The 14,535-nt window shown below is 70.2% G+C and carries 15 protein-coding genes and 1 tRNA gene; 6 read left to right on the forward strand and 10 right to left on the reverse strand.

Annotation, left to right across the window (positions count from 1 at the left end; genetic code table 11):
* Positions 1-9: 9 nt before the first annotated feature.
* Positions 10-687 carry a hypothetical protein gene (locus FS532_RS12010; protein ID WP_144754527.1) on the forward strand — a complete coding sequence of 226 codons (678 nt, stop codon included), beginning with the start codon at positions 10-12 and terminating at the stop codon, positions 685-687.
* Positions 688-763: 76 nt separating this feature from the next.
* On the opposite strand, the gene FS532_RS12015 is transcribed toward FS532_RS12010, so the two are convergent.
* Both FS532_RS12015 and FS532_RS12020 read right to left on the reverse strand, forming a co-directional pair.
* Positions 764-976, reverse strand: coding sequence for a cold-shock protein (locus FS532_RS12015; protein WP_144754530.1), 213 nt, complete (start codon positions 974-976; stop codon positions 764-766).
* Positions 977-988: 12 nt separating this feature from the next.
* Positions 989-2,098, reverse strand: a complete 1,110-nt coding sequence (locus tag FS532_RS12020) for a fatty acid desaturase family protein (protein WP_144754532.1) — start codon at positions 2,096-2,098, stop codon at positions 989-991.
* 189 nt (positions 2,099-2,287) lie between these two features.
* Here FS532_RS12020 and FS532_RS12025 point away from each other — a divergent pair, with 189 nt between their 5' ends.
* On the forward strand, positions 2,288-3,319 hold the full coding sequence (locus tag FS532_RS12025; RefSeq protein WP_144754535.1) for an LLM class flavin-dependent oxidoreductase: 1,032 nt from the start codon (positions 2,288-2,290) through the stop codon (positions 3,317-3,319).
* 115 nt (positions 3,320-3,434) lie between these two features.
* Here FS532_RS12025 and FS532_RS12030 read toward each other — a convergent pair whose 3' ends face one another.
* Both FS532_RS12030 and FS532_RS12035 read right to left on the reverse strand, forming a co-directional pair.
* Positions 3,435-3,857: a hypothetical protein gene (locus FS532_RS12030; RefSeq protein ID WP_144754538.1), complete on the reverse strand. Its 423-nt coding sequence runs from the start codon at positions 3,855-3,857 to the stop codon at positions 3,435-3,437.
* Positions 3,858-3,866: 9 nt separating this feature from the next.
* A complete protein-coding gene (locus FS532_RS12035) occupies positions 3,867-4,469 on the reverse strand; it encodes a TetR/AcrR family transcriptional regulator (RefSeq protein ID WP_186322016.1) in 603 nt (200 codons plus the stop codon).
* 105 nt (positions 4,470-4,574) lie between these two features.
* Between FS532_RS12035 and FS532_RS12040 the strand changes: the two genes are divergently transcribed.
* Positions 4,575-5,702 (forward strand): FAD-dependent monooxygenase, encoded by a 1,128-nt coding sequence (locus FS532_RS12040; RefSeq protein ID WP_144754544.1) that lies wholly within the window; start codon positions 4,575-4,577, stop codon positions 5,700-5,702.
* Positions 5,703-5,785: 83 nt separating this feature from the next.
* On the opposite strand, the gene FS532_RS12045 is transcribed toward FS532_RS12040, so the two are convergent.
* The gene (locus FS532_RS12045; RefSeq protein WP_144754547.1) at positions 5,786-6,367 is read right to left on the reverse strand and encodes a TetR/AcrR family transcriptional regulator; all 582 of its coding nucleotides are present in this window, start codon (positions 6,365-6,367) and stop codon (positions 5,786-5,788) included.
* A 66-nt stretch (positions 6,368-6,433) separates the two neighbouring features.
* Here FS532_RS12045 and FS532_RS12050 point away from each other — a divergent pair, with 66 nt between their 5' ends.
* Complete coding sequence (locus FS532_RS12050) at positions 6,434-7,486, forward strand: epoxide hydrolase family protein (RefSeq protein WP_144754550.1); 1,053 nt, start codon at positions 6,434-6,436, stop codon at positions 7,484-7,486.
* Positions 7,487-7,525: 39 nt separating this feature from the next.
* On the opposite strand, the gene FS532_RS12055 is transcribed toward FS532_RS12050, so the two are convergent.
* From FS532_RS12055 to FS532_RS12070, 4 genes are all read right to left on the reverse strand, one after another.
* Positions 7,526-7,969 carry a barstar family protein gene (locus FS532_RS12055; RefSeq protein ID WP_144754553.1) on the reverse strand — a complete coding sequence of 148 codons (444 nt, stop codon included), beginning with the start codon at positions 7,967-7,969 and terminating at the stop codon, positions 7,526-7,528.
* A gap of 288 nt (positions 7,970-8,257) precedes the next feature.
* Positions 8,258-8,331 (reverse strand) — tRNA-Pro (locus FS532_RS12060).
* Positions 8,332-8,454: 123 nt separating this feature from the next.
* Positions 8,455-9,039, reverse strand: coding sequence for a hypothetical protein (locus FS532_RS12065; RefSeq protein WP_144754556.1), 585 nt, complete (start codon positions 9,037-9,039; stop codon positions 8,455-8,457).
* The gene (locus FS532_RS12070; protein WP_144754559.1) at positions 9,036-9,860 is read right to left on the reverse strand and encodes an endonuclease/exonuclease/phosphatase family protein; all 825 of its coding nucleotides are present in this window, start codon (positions 9,858-9,860) and stop codon (positions 9,036-9,038) included. The genes FS532_RS12065 and FS532_RS12070 overlap by 4 nt, the downstream gene beginning before the upstream one ends.
* Before the next feature lie 70 nt (positions 9,861-9,930).
* On the opposite strand from FS532_RS12070, the gene FS532_RS12075 reads away from it, so the two are divergent.
* Positions 9,931-11,403 (forward strand): hypothetical protein, encoded by a 1,473-nt coding sequence (locus FS532_RS12075; protein WP_144754563.1) that lies wholly within the window; start codon positions 9,931-9,933, stop codon positions 11,401-11,403.
* A gap of 63 nt (positions 11,404-11,466) precedes the next feature.
* Positions 11,467-13,596, forward strand: a complete 2,130-nt coding sequence (locus tag FS532_RS12080) for a RecQ family ATP-dependent DNA helicase (RefSeq protein WP_186322017.1) — start codon at positions 11,467-11,469, stop codon at positions 13,594-13,596.
* A 7-nt stretch (positions 13,597-13,603) separates the two neighbouring features.
* On the opposite strand, the gene FS532_RS12085 is transcribed toward FS532_RS12080, so the two are convergent.
* Positions 13,604-14,482, reverse strand: a complete 879-nt coding sequence (locus tag FS532_RS12085) for an oxidoreductase (RefSeq protein ID WP_144754566.1) — start codon at positions 14,480-14,482, stop codon at positions 13,604-13,606.
* Positions 14,483-14,535: the final 53 nt, after the last annotated feature.

Below are 14,535 nucleotides of genomic sequence, written 5' to 3' on the forward strand. Positions count from 1 at the left end.
GAGGCTGCGATGGCAGAACCGTTGACACTGCTCGGCGCCGCGTTCACCGGCGCCCTGACCGGTCGGTTGCGGTCACTCAGTTCGTGGCTCGTCGCGAACACGGTCTCGGTGGCGCTGCTGGCCCTGCTCGGCGGCGTCATCCTCGAGAACATGTCGGGCCGATCGGACGAACTCGTGCTCGCCCCGGCCACCGCGGCGCACCGCGTGCTCCACGTTCTCGGTGTCACGGACACGTCAGCACTCGATGCCGTCGATCGGTGGCTTCAACGACCGGAGTTCGCTCCGGTCGCGCTCGCTGCGGCTGTGGTGGCCGGAGTTCTCGTGTTCCTCCCGGGGCGGTACACCGACGAGGTCGCCTGGGCGCTCGTCGTGCCCGCCTCCGTTGCCGTCGGGCGGACCGGGCTCGGGCTGGCCGTCGGGTCGTTGATCGCCACGACGGCCGTGCTCGCCGCGGTGTCCTCGGCCGTACCACGCCCCGATGCACACACCCCGGGGCGCAGGTGGCTCGGGCCGCTGTGGTGTCTGGAGGTCGGACTCCGTGGAGCCTTCAGCTTCGCCCTGACGCCGTTCACCGTGGTCATCCGACTGGTCCTGCGACTGGTCGACTCCGTGACGTTCGAGCGTGAGGCCGCGCCGCTCGCTGACGGAGCGCGCACGATTCGCCCGGGAGACGCAGCTTCGCGCTGAGCGACTGATCACGCGGGCGTGTGCCCGTGATCTGTCGCTCAGCGCGAAAACTGCTCCCGAGCGGGAAGCACGGACGTCAGCCGCGGATCACCGAGATCTGGTCCGCCTGCGGACCCTTCTTACCGGGCCCGACCACGTAGCGCACGTGCTCCGAGCCCTCGAGGGATCGGAGACCCGTCGTCACGACGATGCTGGAGAAGTGGGCGAACAGGTCCTGCGACCCGTCGTCCGGGGTGATGAAGCCGAACCCCTTGCTGCTGTCGAACCACTTCACGGTTCCGGTGGGCATGTTCCCCGCCCCCTAGTGGATGCGCAGTTGCGCGACCATCGGGCAGGCGAACGGGTCACGTGCAGCGAGTCCGACCCGGTTGAGGTACCGGACGACGATGCCGTAGGAGCGCAGCAGCGTGGTCTCGGTGTAGGGCACGTCGAGGGTGTCGCAGTGGTCCCGGACGAGCAGGCGTGCCTGCTTCAGGGCCGGACGCGGCATCGACGGGAACAGGTGGTGCTCAACCTGGTAGTTCAGGCCGCCCATCAGGAACGAGACCCACCAGCCGCCCCGGATGTTGCGGGAGGTGCGGACCTGGCGGGAGAAGAAGTCGACCTTCGCGTCGTGCGCGATGGTCGGCATGCCCTTGTGGTTCGGGGCGAACGAGGCGCCCATCATCACGCCGAAGACGGCGAGCTGCACACCGAGGAACGCGCAGGCCATGCCGAACGGCAGGAACCAGAACACGACCGTCAGGTAGATGCTGAAGCGGGCGACGAGCAGGGCGGCCTCGAGCCAGCGGTGCTTGACGTCGGCCTTCGTGCCGTTGCCGGTGACGATGCTCTGCACCGCGTAGCGGTGCAGGTTGAGGCCCTCGAGCGTCAGCAGGGGGAAGAACAACCAGCCCTGGAAGCGCATGAACGTCGTCATCAGCGGACCGCGAACGGCAGCGGCGTCCTCCGGCAGGAAGCGGATGCCGTCCGGGGCGATGTCCGGGTCCTTGCCGACGGTGTTCGGGTTGCCGTGGTGGCGGGTGTGCTTGTTCATCCACCACGAGTAGCTGAGGCCGACCATGAACGTGCCGAGCCAACGGCCGGCGTGGTCGTTCCACCGCTGCGAGGCGAAGACCTGCCGGTGTGCGGCCTCGTGCGAGAGGAACGCGAACTGCGTGAAGATGACGCCGAGTGCTCCGGCGACGATGAGCTGGAACCAGGAGTCACCGAGGAACGCGAAGGCGACCCAGGTGAGCGCGAGGCCGACGGCCAGGCTGGCGAACAGTGTCCAGTAGAACCCGGTGCGGCGGCGCAGGAGGCCGTTCTCCTTCACCTGCGCCAGGAGCGCGGAGTAGGTCGAGGTGCCGTTGCGGCTCCCCGATCCGGGACGAGTGCGGGTGTAACCCGGCGCGAGCGGAGTGGTGGTCATGAGGACCGACCTTCCGTTACGGATCGGTCCTTCAACCAATGCGAGTGAGTTCACGCGTTTGCGCTTGGCGCGACACTAGGGGCCGAAGATGCGTGTTCGCCTGGCAGTCCGCTTTGCGTCGGTCGGCGGTTCGGGGACCCCGGTGCGGCCCGCGCGCGCCGCCTGCTGCCCGTCTGGCACGATCGGGACATGCCCCTCGACGGAACTCCCCTGGCACGGCTCGGCTTCCTCACCATCGGGTCCTTCGACCCCGCCCGACCGTCCGCAGGCCACGAGGACACGCTGCGGGTCATCGAGCGCGCCGAGGCACTCGGCTTCGACAGCGCCTGGCTCCGGCACCGGCACCTGCAGCACGGCATCTCCTCCCCTGTGGCGGTGATGGCCGCCGCCTCGCAGCGGACGTCGCGGATCGACCTCGGCACCGCGGTCACGCCCATCGGAGCGGAGAACCCCTTCCGGCTCGCCGAGGACCTCAGCACGGTCGACGTCCTGTTGGGCGGACGCCTGAACCCCGGGTTCTCGGTCGGCACCCCGATGCACTACGACCTGTACCGCGAGGCGCTCTACCCCGACACCGCCGACCAGGAGGACCTTGGGAACGATCGTCTGCTGCGGTTCCGCGACCTGGTGCGCGGCGACACGGTGACCGGAACCGATGCCGTCGAACGTCGAGGGATCGAGGAGTTCGCGAGCACCGTCCAGCCGCACAGCCCCGGTCTGGTCGACCGCATCTGGTACGGGACCGGCAGCACCAGGTCGGCGGTGTGGGCCGGCGAGAACGGCTTCCACCTGCTGACCTCGAGTGTCACGCGCAGCGAGAACGGCACCGACTTCGCCACGAACCAGCGGGCACAGATCGACGCGTACCTCGCGGCCCACCCCGACCCCGGCACCGCCCGGGTGTCGCAGGGCCTGGTCGTCATCCCGACCGACACCGCGACGCGGGAGCAGGAGGCCCGCTACCGCGCCTACGTCGAGGGGCGTTCCGGGCGGGTCGGCGTACCGATGGGGCCGGCGGGCATGCTCTTCGCGGCCGACCTCGTCGGCTCCTCGACGGAGATCGCGGACCGGTTGCGCGCCGACGCCGGGTACCAGGCGGTCACCGAGGTCGCGTTCGCCCTGCCGTTCGCGTTCGAGCCTGAGGACTACGCCCAGATCATCACGGACATCGCGGAACGGCTCGGGCCCGAACTGGGCTGGACGCCGAAGCGCGCGGCCTGAGAACGGCGTCAGACCGTCGGACTGGAGGCACGGTGCCAGCTGGCACCGTGCCTCCCGTCCGTGGTCACGACCACTGCAGGCGGCGACGGCATCGGTGCCGTCGGCCAGGCAGCGATCAGCGCTCGATCGGCCCGTCGTGACTGAAGGGGCCGTCGTCGAACGGACCGGTCACGGTCCGGTTACGTCCGGTCCCGATCGCAGCAGTCTTGAGGGTCTCGTTGCCGGACCAGGTCAGCGGTACCTCGATGACGTCTGCGGCCGCGAACCCGCCGTGGACGTCGTTGGGAATCGAGGAGGTCTCCTCGTCGATGTACGGGTCGTTGACGAAGCCGCGGAGCACTCCGTCGGTGTCGGTCTCGATGGTGGCGTAGTACGCGCCGGCCGAGCCTGCGCCGGGCGGATCAGCGGGGTCGGAGAGCTGCACGCGGACGGTGTGTCCAATCGTGATCAGGTTGCGGATGCTCGGCTCGAGGTACTCGCCGCTCCAGTTGGTGATCTGGTCCCACTCCGGACGCTCGACACGGTAGGGCACGGTCATGGGGGCACGCTACGCCGATCGCGCCGCGATGTCGTCGAGCGCGTCGTCCACGGCTGCCAGGAGGCTGCGGCGGGTCTCGTCCCGATCAGCATCCGAGAGGACCGCATCGCCGATCGCCTCGGTGACCTGCTGCGTCACGGCGACGAGGGCGGCCGCGCGAGAACGTCGGGTCATCGGCTGCAGATCAGTGTCGTCCAGTGCTGTGCTGACCGCGGTGGAGAGGTCGTCGTAGAACTCCAGCGCACGGCGGCGCAGCGTCGGACTGCGACGGCACTGAGCAGGGAACTGTCCGCGCGCGAGGACCGGGTCGTCGCCGACGTACCGCTCGATGTCCGCGTGGACCACTGCTCGCATCGCGTCGGCCGGAGACTGGCCGGGCGGCCGCTCGGCGATCGCCACGGTGATGCGCCGGAGGACTTCATCGGCGTGGTCGAGGACGAGGTCGGGCTTGGTCGGGAAGTAGTTGTAGACCGTCTGCTCAGCCACACCAGCCGCACGGGCGACATCGGACATCGACACGTCGTCGTAGCCACGCTCCGCGAACAGACGCGCCGCCGCATCACCGAGACGCGAACGAGTCTCCTGCTTCTTCCGCTCCCGCAACCCAGACACCACCCGATCCTCCCACAATGATTAGGGTCACTCCAAGTTTGTGCTAGCGTTAAATTACTGGGGTCACTACAAGTTCGGCACGGAGCCGGAGGAACGAAGGCACTGATGAGCGCGACGACGGACAAGCGAGTCCTCATCTCAGGCGCGAGCTACGCAGGGCTCACCACGGCCCTCTGGATGAGGCGACTCGGTCACGAGGTCACCATCGTCGAGACCGGTTCCGACCTCAAGCGAGGCGGCACGCCCGTGGACATCCGAGACGAGACCATCGGGATGATCGAGCGCATGGGGCTGCTCGACGCTGTCGCGTCGAGGGCACTGCCCGGACGCGTGACCGAGTTCGCGACACCCGACAGTTCCGTCATCGCACGCATGGACCCGGAACCGCCGACAGCAGGATCCGCTGGGGATGGGTACGAGATCCACCGCGATGACCTGCTCGACATCCTCGCCGCTGCGACGGCGGGCGACGTCGAGATGCTGTGGGACAACTCCATCGCGTCACTGACCGAGCGTGACGGCGAGACCGTCCACGTCGTCTTCCGTGACGGCGCGGAGCGAGACTTCTCCATGGTGTTCGGCTGCGACGGCAACCACTCGACCGTGCGTCGCCTGCACTTCGGGCAGGAGGCGCTCTACAGCCGCTTCCTCGGGACGTACTTCTCCGTCGCGTCCGTCGACGGACTCATCACCACCCCGCAGACGACCCGGATCACGAACGCACCGGGCGTGACGATGCTGGTGAACTCCTACGACACCACCACCGAGATCGTCCTCGGCTTCCGGTCCGAGTGGGAGGTCCCGTACGACCACCACGACGTGGACGAGCAGAAGCGCATCCTCCGCGAGAACGTCCTGCGGGCCGGATCACCGTTCTCGGACCACCTCGACGCTGCGGTCCACGCCGCCGGCTTCTACTTCGACAAGCTCAGCCAGATCAGGATGCCAGCGTGGACGTCTGGACGGATCGCACTCGTCGGCGACGCCGGCTACTGCGCGTCGCCCGCAGCGGGCATGGGCGGCTCACTCGCCATCATCGGCGCGACGGCGCTCTTCGACGCCTTCGAGGTCACGGACGGTGACGTCGAGCGTGCCTTCGCCGAGTACGAACGGACGATGCGCCCCGTCGCCGAACGCGTCCAGACCACAGCTGAGCACTTCGGCGTCCCGACCTTCTTCCCGGCCACCGACGACGAGATCCAGGCGCGCAACGCCATGCTCCTCGGACACTGAGCACACCCCGCCTCGAAGTGGATCGCACCCAGGTGCCTCGTTGCCGACGATGCCGGTCGCTCCCGATGCCCCACGGTCGGAGTTCAAGGCGACGGCACGGAGGGGATGAGTCGCTGCACGGTGTCGGCGATGAAGGTCCGGAGCTCGTCCGGATCGTCCACACCCGTGCGGAGCATTCGAAGGCGCCCGGTGAGGCCGTAGAGGAACGTGTCGACTGCGCGGGCCGCGGACGAGGCGGTGCTGGGATCGAGCCCAGCACGTTCGAGGTTGCGGCGAAGTGGAACGAGGGACTCCCGATCGAGGATCCGGTCCAGCATGCGGGCAGCTTCGGGGTGCTCACCGGCTGCCCGCATCAGCGCCAGGAGCGGGTCGTTCGCCACCGAAGCCCACCGGGCGACGATGGTGCGCGCCATCCGCTCGCCGAGGCGGTCCAACGGCCCGTCGAACATCTCGTCCACGTGGAGGTCGACCTGCACCGCCTCGGCGAACAAGCCGTTCTTGCCGCCGAAGTAGCGGGTGATCAAGTTGGGCGAGACCTCCGCGGCGTGCGCGATCGAGCGCACGGTGGCAGACCCGAACCCGACCTGGCTGAACTCTCGGCGAGCAGCATCGAGGATCAGCGCTCGGGTGGCAGCGGCGTTCTTCTGACGAGTAGGGGCAGCCATCCGTCGAGGATACGGCCAGGATCGGTCATGTGTACAGTCGGGCACATTGTGTGTATGGTCGTGCACATGACCACTCCGTTCCCCCTCGCCAGCGGCGAGGACATCGCCGACCTCGTCCGTCGCTTGGGCAACACGCGGCTCCCGCAGGTTCCCGCGGACACCGGCTGGACCCGTGGGACGGACCTGGGAGCGCTCTCGGCGCTGCTGTCCCACTGGCAGTACGTCTACGACTGGCACCCGCACCAGGAGCGGATCGCGGCTCTGCCCTGGGCGACCGCGGCCGGGCTGAACCTCGTCCACCAGGCATCCCCCGTGTCAGACGCCCCCGCCGTCGTCCTCCTGCACGGCTGGCCGGACTCGGTGCTGCGGTTCGAGAAGGTCCTCCCCCTCCTCGACGACGTCAACGTCGTCGTTCCCGCACTGCCGGGCTTCCCGTTCTCCGAGCCGCTGACGGTGACCGGGATGTCTGCTGCGACGATCGCGACGATGATCGCCGAGGCGATGCACGAACTCGGCTACGAGCGGTACGTCATCTCCGCTGGCGATGTCGGCGCCGATGTCGCCGAACAGCTCGCCGCGGCGCACCCCGACCGAGTCACTGCCCTGCACCTGACGAACATCTCCCCGCTCCATGCCGTCTTCGCCGACCGGTCCGTCCTCGATGACGAGGAGCTGGCGTACCTCGACGTGGTCGCCAGGTGGTCCCGTGCCGAAGGGGGCTACATCGCCGAGCAGGGATCGAAACCGCACACCCTCGCGGTGGGTCTCGCCGACTCACCTGCCGGTCTCGCAGCATGGCTGCTCGAGAAGCTGCACGGCTGGTCGGAGGTCACTCCTGACCCGGACGATCTCCTGACCTGGATCAGCGCCTACTGGTTCTCGAACACCATCGGGTCGTCGTTCGCCACGTACGTCGACTTCGCGGTGTCCGTCCCGTACGTCGGCACCCCGACGGTCCTCAGCAAGTTCGCCTTCGACACCAAGCCCGCGCCACGGCAGTTCGTGGCCCGGTACGTCAACCTGCACGCATTCGTCGAGCACGAGCACGGCGGCCACTTCGCGGCCTGGGAGCAGCCCGACGTCTACCTGCGGGACCTCCGCCTGGCCATCGCACTCTGAGCGAGCCGCCGTGGCGTGGCGTCCGCACGACGATCCACTTCAGGACAGGATCGTGAGGAGCCGGTTCCCGAAGAGTGATGCGTAGCGTCCCTGCCTCTCCAGAATGTGCTGCACGTCGTCGGCTAACCGTGGGAGTCGTTGAGTGAAACGCTCGAAGCCGGAGAGGATCAGGACGAGACCAGTCTCGGTCGCATCCCACCCGTAGTCCGCCTCGGCTACGTCTGACATGCAGTCGTTGAGCGCGTCCAGGTTCTTCCCGAAGTTGCTGGGGAACTGGAGGGCTGTCGCGAAGGCGATGTGCATCTGCTTGTCTTCTTGCCAAACCCCGGCGTCCAGCCCGATGACCCGATAGCCCTCGCGCCGAAGCCACGTCTCGGCGTTGCGCAACGCAGCATCGTCTCGCAGACTGCGGACGAATCCGTCGCGGGCAATCTCGAAGTCCAGCCTGTTGCCGAGGATGTCGTCGGTGGAGAACGCGGGCACGCTCGAACCGTAGTACGTGAGGAGGTCAGAGTGCGGCCGCGACCATCTCGCAAGAGCCGTCGCTGCCCATCAGCGTCTCCGATGGGGGTCCTGATGGTCGTCCGACAGCCGGTCCTCCCCAGCCAGAGCGCTCAGAGCCCGCGTCGCACGCAACCACAGGAGCCGCGATGTCTCAGATGGATGGTCCGCTGATGATCGCAGAGCGGGAACCTCATGCGGACACCGCTGGAGCGTCCGCACGGAACGAAGAAACCCCGGCGGAACCGTGGTTCCGCCGGGGCGATCCGGTCGGGCTGACAGGATTTGAACCTGCGACCCCTTGACCCCCAGTCAAGTGCGCTACCAAGCTGCGCCACAGCCCGCGAGCCCCGAGGAGCTCACGTCGCCCGCGTCCGACCGGAGCGCGGAGCAACCCGACAAGCATAGCGGACGCCGGACCCCCTCCGCGCCACGGCGCGTCGCGGCCGGACCCGCCCGCCGCACCGTCAAGCGCCCGGCCGCACCACCGACCGCCGCGCCGCCAACCACGGCAACCCGAACCCGGCGAGCACTCCCCCGAGCCCGTCCGCAGCCAGGTCCCCGATCGTGTCGACGTACCCGACGAAGATCGCCGAGTCGACGTACGTGTGCCCGGCCCACTCCCCGATCTCCCACACGGCACCGATGCCGAACGCCGCCACGGCCGTCACGATGACGACGACCCCGAGCGGCGAGTCCGTCGCAGGCCGCACGACCCGCAGGTCGGCGGCGATCACGTACGCCACCGCCGCGAGCAGCCCGGTCAGCAGCACGTGCACCACCTTGTCCCAGAGGAACACCGAGGTGTACCACTCGAGCACGCTGGACCACCCGGCGACGAGCACGAGCACGCACACGAGCACGTCGAACGCCGGCCGCAGCCCGAGCATCCGCGGCACGACCACCCCGAGCAGGCACAGCGCCATCACCGGGAACGCGGTCCCGCCCCATCCGATCGTCGCGACGACGAGACTCACGAGCGTCAGCGCACGCACCACGTCGGCGACGAGGAACCGCGGCCGCAGGAACGTCGGCCCGAGCGTGCGGATCACGATGCCCACCGCACGACCGCGTGCACGGCCGCGTGGTCGGACGGCCACACTCCGCCCGGCTTCCGGTCCGACACGGCGACGCGCTCGACGGTCGCCTCCGCCGTCACCAGGACACCGTCGATGCGCCGGCCCCCGACACGCGGCGTCGCGTAGTGCGGGTACGTCCCGTACGGCTCGGTCACCGGCCTGGAGGCGCGACCCCAGCTGTCGACGACACCCGCCTCCGCCAGTTCTCGCCAGGGGGCGGAGCCCACCCCGCAGTTCCAGTCCGCCATCACGACGGCGGGCAGGCCGCGTTCCCGGACGAGCCGCCCGAGCAGTTCGCCGGACCGCAGTCTGGCCCAGGGCGAGGCGACGTCGAGGTGCGTGGCGATGGCGGTGAAGGTCACCCCCGTGGCCCGGTCGCGGACGACGGTGCCGACGACGTGCCGCGGGAAGGCGGTCGCCCAGCTCCGGGAGCCCGGCCGGTGCGGCGTGCGGGACAGCGCCCACGATCGTCGCTCGACGACCTCGAGGCGCGACCGGTCCAGGAACAGTCCCACCTGCTCCCCGCCCCCGCGCGGCCCGCGCCCGACCAGGACGGGTTCCCAACGCGACCCGAGGGCGGCCGTGAGGTCCGCCGACTGCGCGGGCAGTGCCTCCTGGACGGCGAGGACGGTGGGCGCTTCGGAGGTGACGAGCGCAACCACCGCGTCCCGCCGCCGTTCCCACGCGTCGGGGTGTCCGGCCGGGCGCGGCACGCGACGGCGGACGTTGAGCGTCATGCAGTGCACGTCGGGCGGCTGCACCGCGCCGATGAGCGGGCGGTCGTCGTCGGGCATGCCTCCCTTCTACGAGACGACACCCGTCGGATTCCCAGGGACCTCCCCGGACGGCTCGTAGGGTGGCCCGATGCGTTCCGGTCCCACCTCCCGTCTCCTCCTCCCACTCGCCGCCACCGGACTGCTGCTCGGGGCTGCCGGCTGCACGGCGGACCAGCACGCGCCGGCGCGACCGACCCTGGCGAAGGCGACCGCCTCCTCCGTGACGGTGGCCGCGCAGTCCGACGCCGCGGAACGCTCCGTCCGGGTCAGCCGGGCCTTGTTCGCGACCGCACCCGGCGCCGTCGTCGCGCCGGTCGACGACGCGTCGGCGGTCCGCGCCGCGGCGAGCGCCGCCGAGGCCGCGCACGTCCCGGTCCTGCTCGCCGGGAAGGACGACGCTCCCGTCGGCCGTGAGTTGCAGCGCCTCGGCGCCGACTGGTACCAGGCCGAGGGCGACGTGTCGGTCGACACCGACGTCCCGGAGCAGGATGCACCGGACCGGGGCGACGCGCCGGAGTCGAGCCGCGCCTCCAGGCAGGCCACCGTCGTCGTGGCGGACGCGAGTGCCGACGCCGCGGTCGTGGCGACCGCGAAGGCCGCCGGTGCGCACGTCGTGACGATGCCGAGCGGGGTGACCGACCCGGCGGCCGCACCCGGCGTGGTGACGGCGCTGCACGACCGGGCGGACCACCCGACGGTCCTCGTCGGCGCGGCGTTCGACGATCTCGGCGACCCCGAGTGGGCGGTCCGTGCCGCGGAGAACGGCTGGCAGCTGCCGAACGGCGGGCAGCGGCCGTTCGACGGGCACCGGTACGTGGCGCTGTACGGCGCGCCGGGAGCACCGGCCCTCGGCGTGCTCGGCGAGCAGGACCCCGCGGCGACCGTGCAGCGTGCGCGGTCGGTCGCGGCGTCGTACAAGGGCCTCGGGGACGTGCCGATCACGCCCGCGATGGAGGTCATCGCGACCGTCGCGGCAGGGGACGCCGGCGCAGACGGGGACTACTCCACCGAGCTCCCCGTGGAGACCCTCGAGCCGTACGTCGATGCCGCGCACGACGCCGGGATGCCGGTGATCCTCGACCTGCAGCCGGGGCGCTCGGACTTCCTGTCGCAGGCGAAGCGGTACGAGTCGCTGCTCGCGAAGCCGGGCGTGTGGTTGGCGCTCGACCCGGAGTGGCGGCTGACGAAGGACCAGGTCCCGCTCGCCCAGATCGGGAGCGTGCAGGCGTCCGAGGTGAACGCGGTGTCCTCGTGGCTGGCGTCGCTCGTGCGGTCGAAGGGGCTGCCGCCGAAGGCCTTCGTCCTGCACCAGTTCCGGCTGTCGATGATCCAGGACCGCTCGGCGCTCGAGTCGCACCCCGAGCTGGACATGCTCATCCACGTCGACGGGCAGGGGTCGCAGCCCGACAAGCAGGCGACGTGGAAGGCGCTGCACGACGGTGCGCCGGAGGGCGTGCACTGGGGCTGGAAGAACTTCTACGACGAGGACCAGCCGATGCTGTCGCCACAGCAGACCATGGCGGACGTGACGCCGACGCCCTCGTTGATCACCTACCAGTAGGGGTTTTCCACAGCCTGGAGGCGCGACCTGCGTTTCGTCGGTCGGTGCTGACAGCATGGGGGCATGGACACCACCGCCCCGCCTTCTGCAGACATCGCCGCCGAGGCACAGCAGGCGCTCGCTGCGCTCACGGGGCGCCCCGACGCGGTGTTCCACCCCGGCCAGCTCGAGGCGATCTCCGCCCTCGTCGAGCACCGGCAGCGGGCCCTCGTCGTGCAGCGCACCGGGTGGGGCAAGTCCGCCGTGTACTTCCTCGCGACGCTGCTGCTGCGCCGGCGTGGGGGCGGCCCGACGGTGCTCGTGTCCCCGCTGCTGGCGCTCATGCGCGACCAGGTCGCTGCGGCCGCCCGTGCTGGCGTCCGCGCGGTGTCGATCAACTCCGCGAACGCGCACGAGTGGGGCGAGACCCAGGCGGCATTGGCTCGTGACGAGGTCGACGTGCTGCTCGTCTCCCCCGAACGACTCAACAACCCGAAGTTCCGCGACGAGCAGATGCCGACGCTGATCGCCCGGATGGGGATGCTCGTCGTCGACGAGGCACACTGCATCTCCGACTGGGGCCACGACTTCCGACCGGACTACCGCCGGCTCGCCGAACTCATCCGGTCCCTCCCCCACGGCGTGCCCGTGCTGGCGACCACCGCGACGGCGAACGAACGCGTGGTCGAGGACGTCGCGGAGCAGCTCACCGCCGGCCCCGCCGACCCGGTCTTCACGATCCGCGGCTCGCTCGCCCGGGCATCGCTCCGGCTCGGCGTGCTCACGCTCCCGGATGCCCGGCAACGCCTCGGGTGGCTCCTCGCGCACCTCGGTGACCTGCCCGGCAGCGGCATCATCTACACGCTCACCGTCTCGGCGGCCGAGGACATCGCCCGGCTCCTGCGCGAGAACGGGTACGCCGTCCGTGCGTACACCGGGCGCACCGACACCGAGGAACGCGAACAACTCGAACAGCAGCTCAAGGGCAACGAGCTGAAGGCCCTCGTCGCGACGAGTGCGCTCGGGATGGGGTTCGACAAGCCCGACCTCGGGTTCGTCGTCCACGTCGGCGCGCCGTCCTCCCCCGTCGCGTACTACCAGCAGATCGGCCGTGCCGGGCGTGCCACCGACAACGCCGACGTGCTCCTGCTGCCCGGCCGTGAGGACCGCGAGATCTGGCAGTACTTCGCCAGCGCCTCGATGCCGACCGAGGCCCGGGCCTCCGCCGTGCTCAACGCCCTGTCCACCGACACCGCCATGTCGACCGTCGCACTCGAGGGCCTCGTCGACATCAAGCGGTCCACCCTCGAGCTCCTGCTCAAGGTGCTCGACGTCGACGGTGCCGTGCGCCGCGTCACCGGGGGCTGGGTGTCGACCGGGCAACCGTGGGAGTACGACGCGCCACGCTACGAGCGCGTCGCCGCCGCCCGTGCCGCCGAGGCCGCGTCGATGCTCGACTACGAGACGACCTCGCAGTGCCGCATGCAGCTCCTGCAGCAGGACCTCGACGACCCGTCCGCCGAACCCTGTGGTCGGTGCGACAACTGCGCCGGTGCGTGGTTCCCGACGGCCGTCTCCGACTCGGACTCGTCCGGGGCGGCCGCAGCCCTCGACAAGGTCGGCGTCGAGATCGCTCCGCGTGCGCAGTGGCCCTCGGGCATGTCGTCGCTCGGCGTCCCCGTCCGCGGGAAGATCGGCCCCGACGAACTGGTCCAGCCCGGCCGGGCCGTCGCCCGTCTGACCGACCTCGGGTGGGGTGGCCCCTTGCGAGCACTCTTCGCCTCGACCACCGCTGACGCACCGATCTCCCGCGAGCTCGTCGACGGCTGCGTCCGAGCGCTCAAGGACTGGCCGTGGGAGACCCGGCCGACCGGGGTCGTGGCGATGTCGTCGCTGTCACGGCCCGAGCTCGTCGGGTCGTTGGCGCAGGCGCTGTCCTCGATCGGGCGGCTGCAGTTCCTCGGGACGCTCGGCCGGAGTGGCGGAACACCCCGAGGCGACGGCGCAACGAACAGCGCCTACCGGTTGTCGGGGGTGTGGGACACGTTCGTGGTCGATCCCGCGCTCGCTGCGGCGCTGCAGTCGCACGCGGGGCCGGTGCTGCTCGTCGACGACCTGGTGGACAGCCGGTGGACGATGACCGTGGCAGGACGGGAGCTCCGGCGTGCGGGGGCGTCGGCCGTGTTGCCGTTCGCGCTGGCCACGGTCGCCTGACCCGGGGTCACTCGGTCGCTGCGCTGATCGCGTCGAGTTCCGCGAGCGCGTCGGCCGGAAGGGCGAAGCCTGCCGACTCGACGTTGTCACGGAGGTGCGCGACCGACGAGGTCCCGGGGATGAGCAGCATGTTCGGCGATCGCTGCAGGAGCCACGACAGCGCCACCGTGAGCCGGGAGACCCCGAGGCGCTCGGCGACGGCGTCGAGTGCACCGGACTGCAGCGGTGAGAAGCCACCGAGCGGGAAGTACGGCACGTAGGCGATGCCCTGGGCTGCCGTGAGGTCGACGAGCGCGTCGTCCTCGCGCCGGGCGACGTTGTACAGGTTCTGCACGCAGACGACCGGGGCGATCGACCGGGCCTCGGCGAGCTGCTCGGCGTTCACGGTCGACACGCCCAGGTGCTTGATGAGTCCCTGCTGCTGCAGTTCGGCGAGCGCCTCGAACTGCGGCGCGAGGCTGCCCGGCTCGGGTGCGTCGAAGCCGCCCACGCGGAGGTTCACGACGTCGAGCTGCTCGAGCCCGAGGTTCCGGAGGTTGTCGTGCACCTGGGCGACGAGCTCGTGCGGCTCGCGGGCGTGCGGCCACCCGCCCTCGGCATCGCGGCGGGCGCCGACCTTCGTGACGATGTGGAGTCCGTCGGCGTAGGGGTGCAGCGCCTCGCGGATGACCTCGTTCGTGACGTGCGGGCCGTAGAAGTCCGCCGTGTCGATGTGCAGGATGCCGAGTTCGACCACGGTGCGGAGGACGCGGATCGCCTCGGCCCGGTCGGTGGGCGGTCCGAAGACGCCGGGGCCGGCGAGCTGCATCGCGCCGTACCCGACGCGGGTGAGCTCGAGGTCGTCGGCGAGGCTGTAGGTGCCGCCGGGGAGTGTCGTGTCGGTCATGTCCACCACGATGCTCTCGTCGTCGATCCTGAGGCAGGCCCCGTCCGACCCTG

This window comes from Curtobacterium pusillum (assembly GCF_007673235.1).
Taxonomy (GTDB): domain Bacteria; phylum Actinomycetota; class Actinomycetes; order Actinomycetales; family Microbacteriaceae; genus Curtobacterium; species Curtobacterium pusillum_C.

Bases quoted from the DNA above. Each gene is read 5' to 3' on its own strand.
- FS532_RS12045 (WP_144754547.1), bottom strand. From the start codon at position 6,367: ATGGCTGCCCCTACTCGTCAGAAGAACGCCGCTGCCACCCGAGCGCTG.
- FS532_RS12020 (WP_144754532.1), bottom strand. From the start codon at position 2,098: ATGACCACCACTCCGCTCGCGCCGGGTTACACCCGCACTCGTCCCGGA.
- FS532_RS12075 (WP_144754563.1), top strand. From the start codon at position 9,931: ATGCGTTCCGGTCCCACCTCCCGTCTCCTCCTCCCACTCGCCGCCACC.
- FS532_RS12050 (WP_144754550.1), top strand. From the start codon at position 6,434: ATGACCACTCCGTTCCCCCTCGCCAGCGGCGAGGACATCGCCGACCTC.
- FS532_RS12080 (WP_186322017.1), top strand. From the start codon at position 11,467: ATGGACACCACCGCCCCGCCTTCTGCAGACATCGCCGCCGAGGCACAG.
- FS532_RS12010 (WP_144754527.1), top strand. From the start codon at position 10: ATGGCAGAACCGTTGACACTGCTCGGCGCCGCGTTCACCGGCGCCCTG.
- FS532_RS12040 (WP_144754544.1), top strand. From the start codon at position 4,575: ATGAGCGCGACGACGGACAAGCGAGTCCTCATCTCAGGCGCGAGCTAC.
- FS532_RS12070 (WP_144754559.1), bottom strand. From the start codon at position 9,860: ATGCCCGACGACGACCGCCCGCTCATCGGCGCGGTGCAGCCGCCCGAC.
- FS532_RS12025 (WP_144754535.1), top strand. From the start codon at position 2,288: ATGCCCCTCGACGGAACTCCCCTGGCACGGCTCGGCTTCCTCACCATC.
- FS532_RS12085 (WP_144754566.1), bottom strand. From the start codon at position 14,482: ATGACCGACACGACACTCCCCGGCGGCACCTACAGCCTCGCCGACGAC.
- FS532_RS12015 (WP_144754530.1), bottom strand. From the start codon at position 976: ATGCCCACCGGAACCGTGAAGTGGTTCGACAGCAGCAAGGGGTTCGGC.
- FS532_RS12030 (WP_144754538.1), bottom strand. From the start codon at position 3,857: ATGACCGTGCCCTACCGTGTCGAGCGTCCGGAGTGGGACCAGATCACC.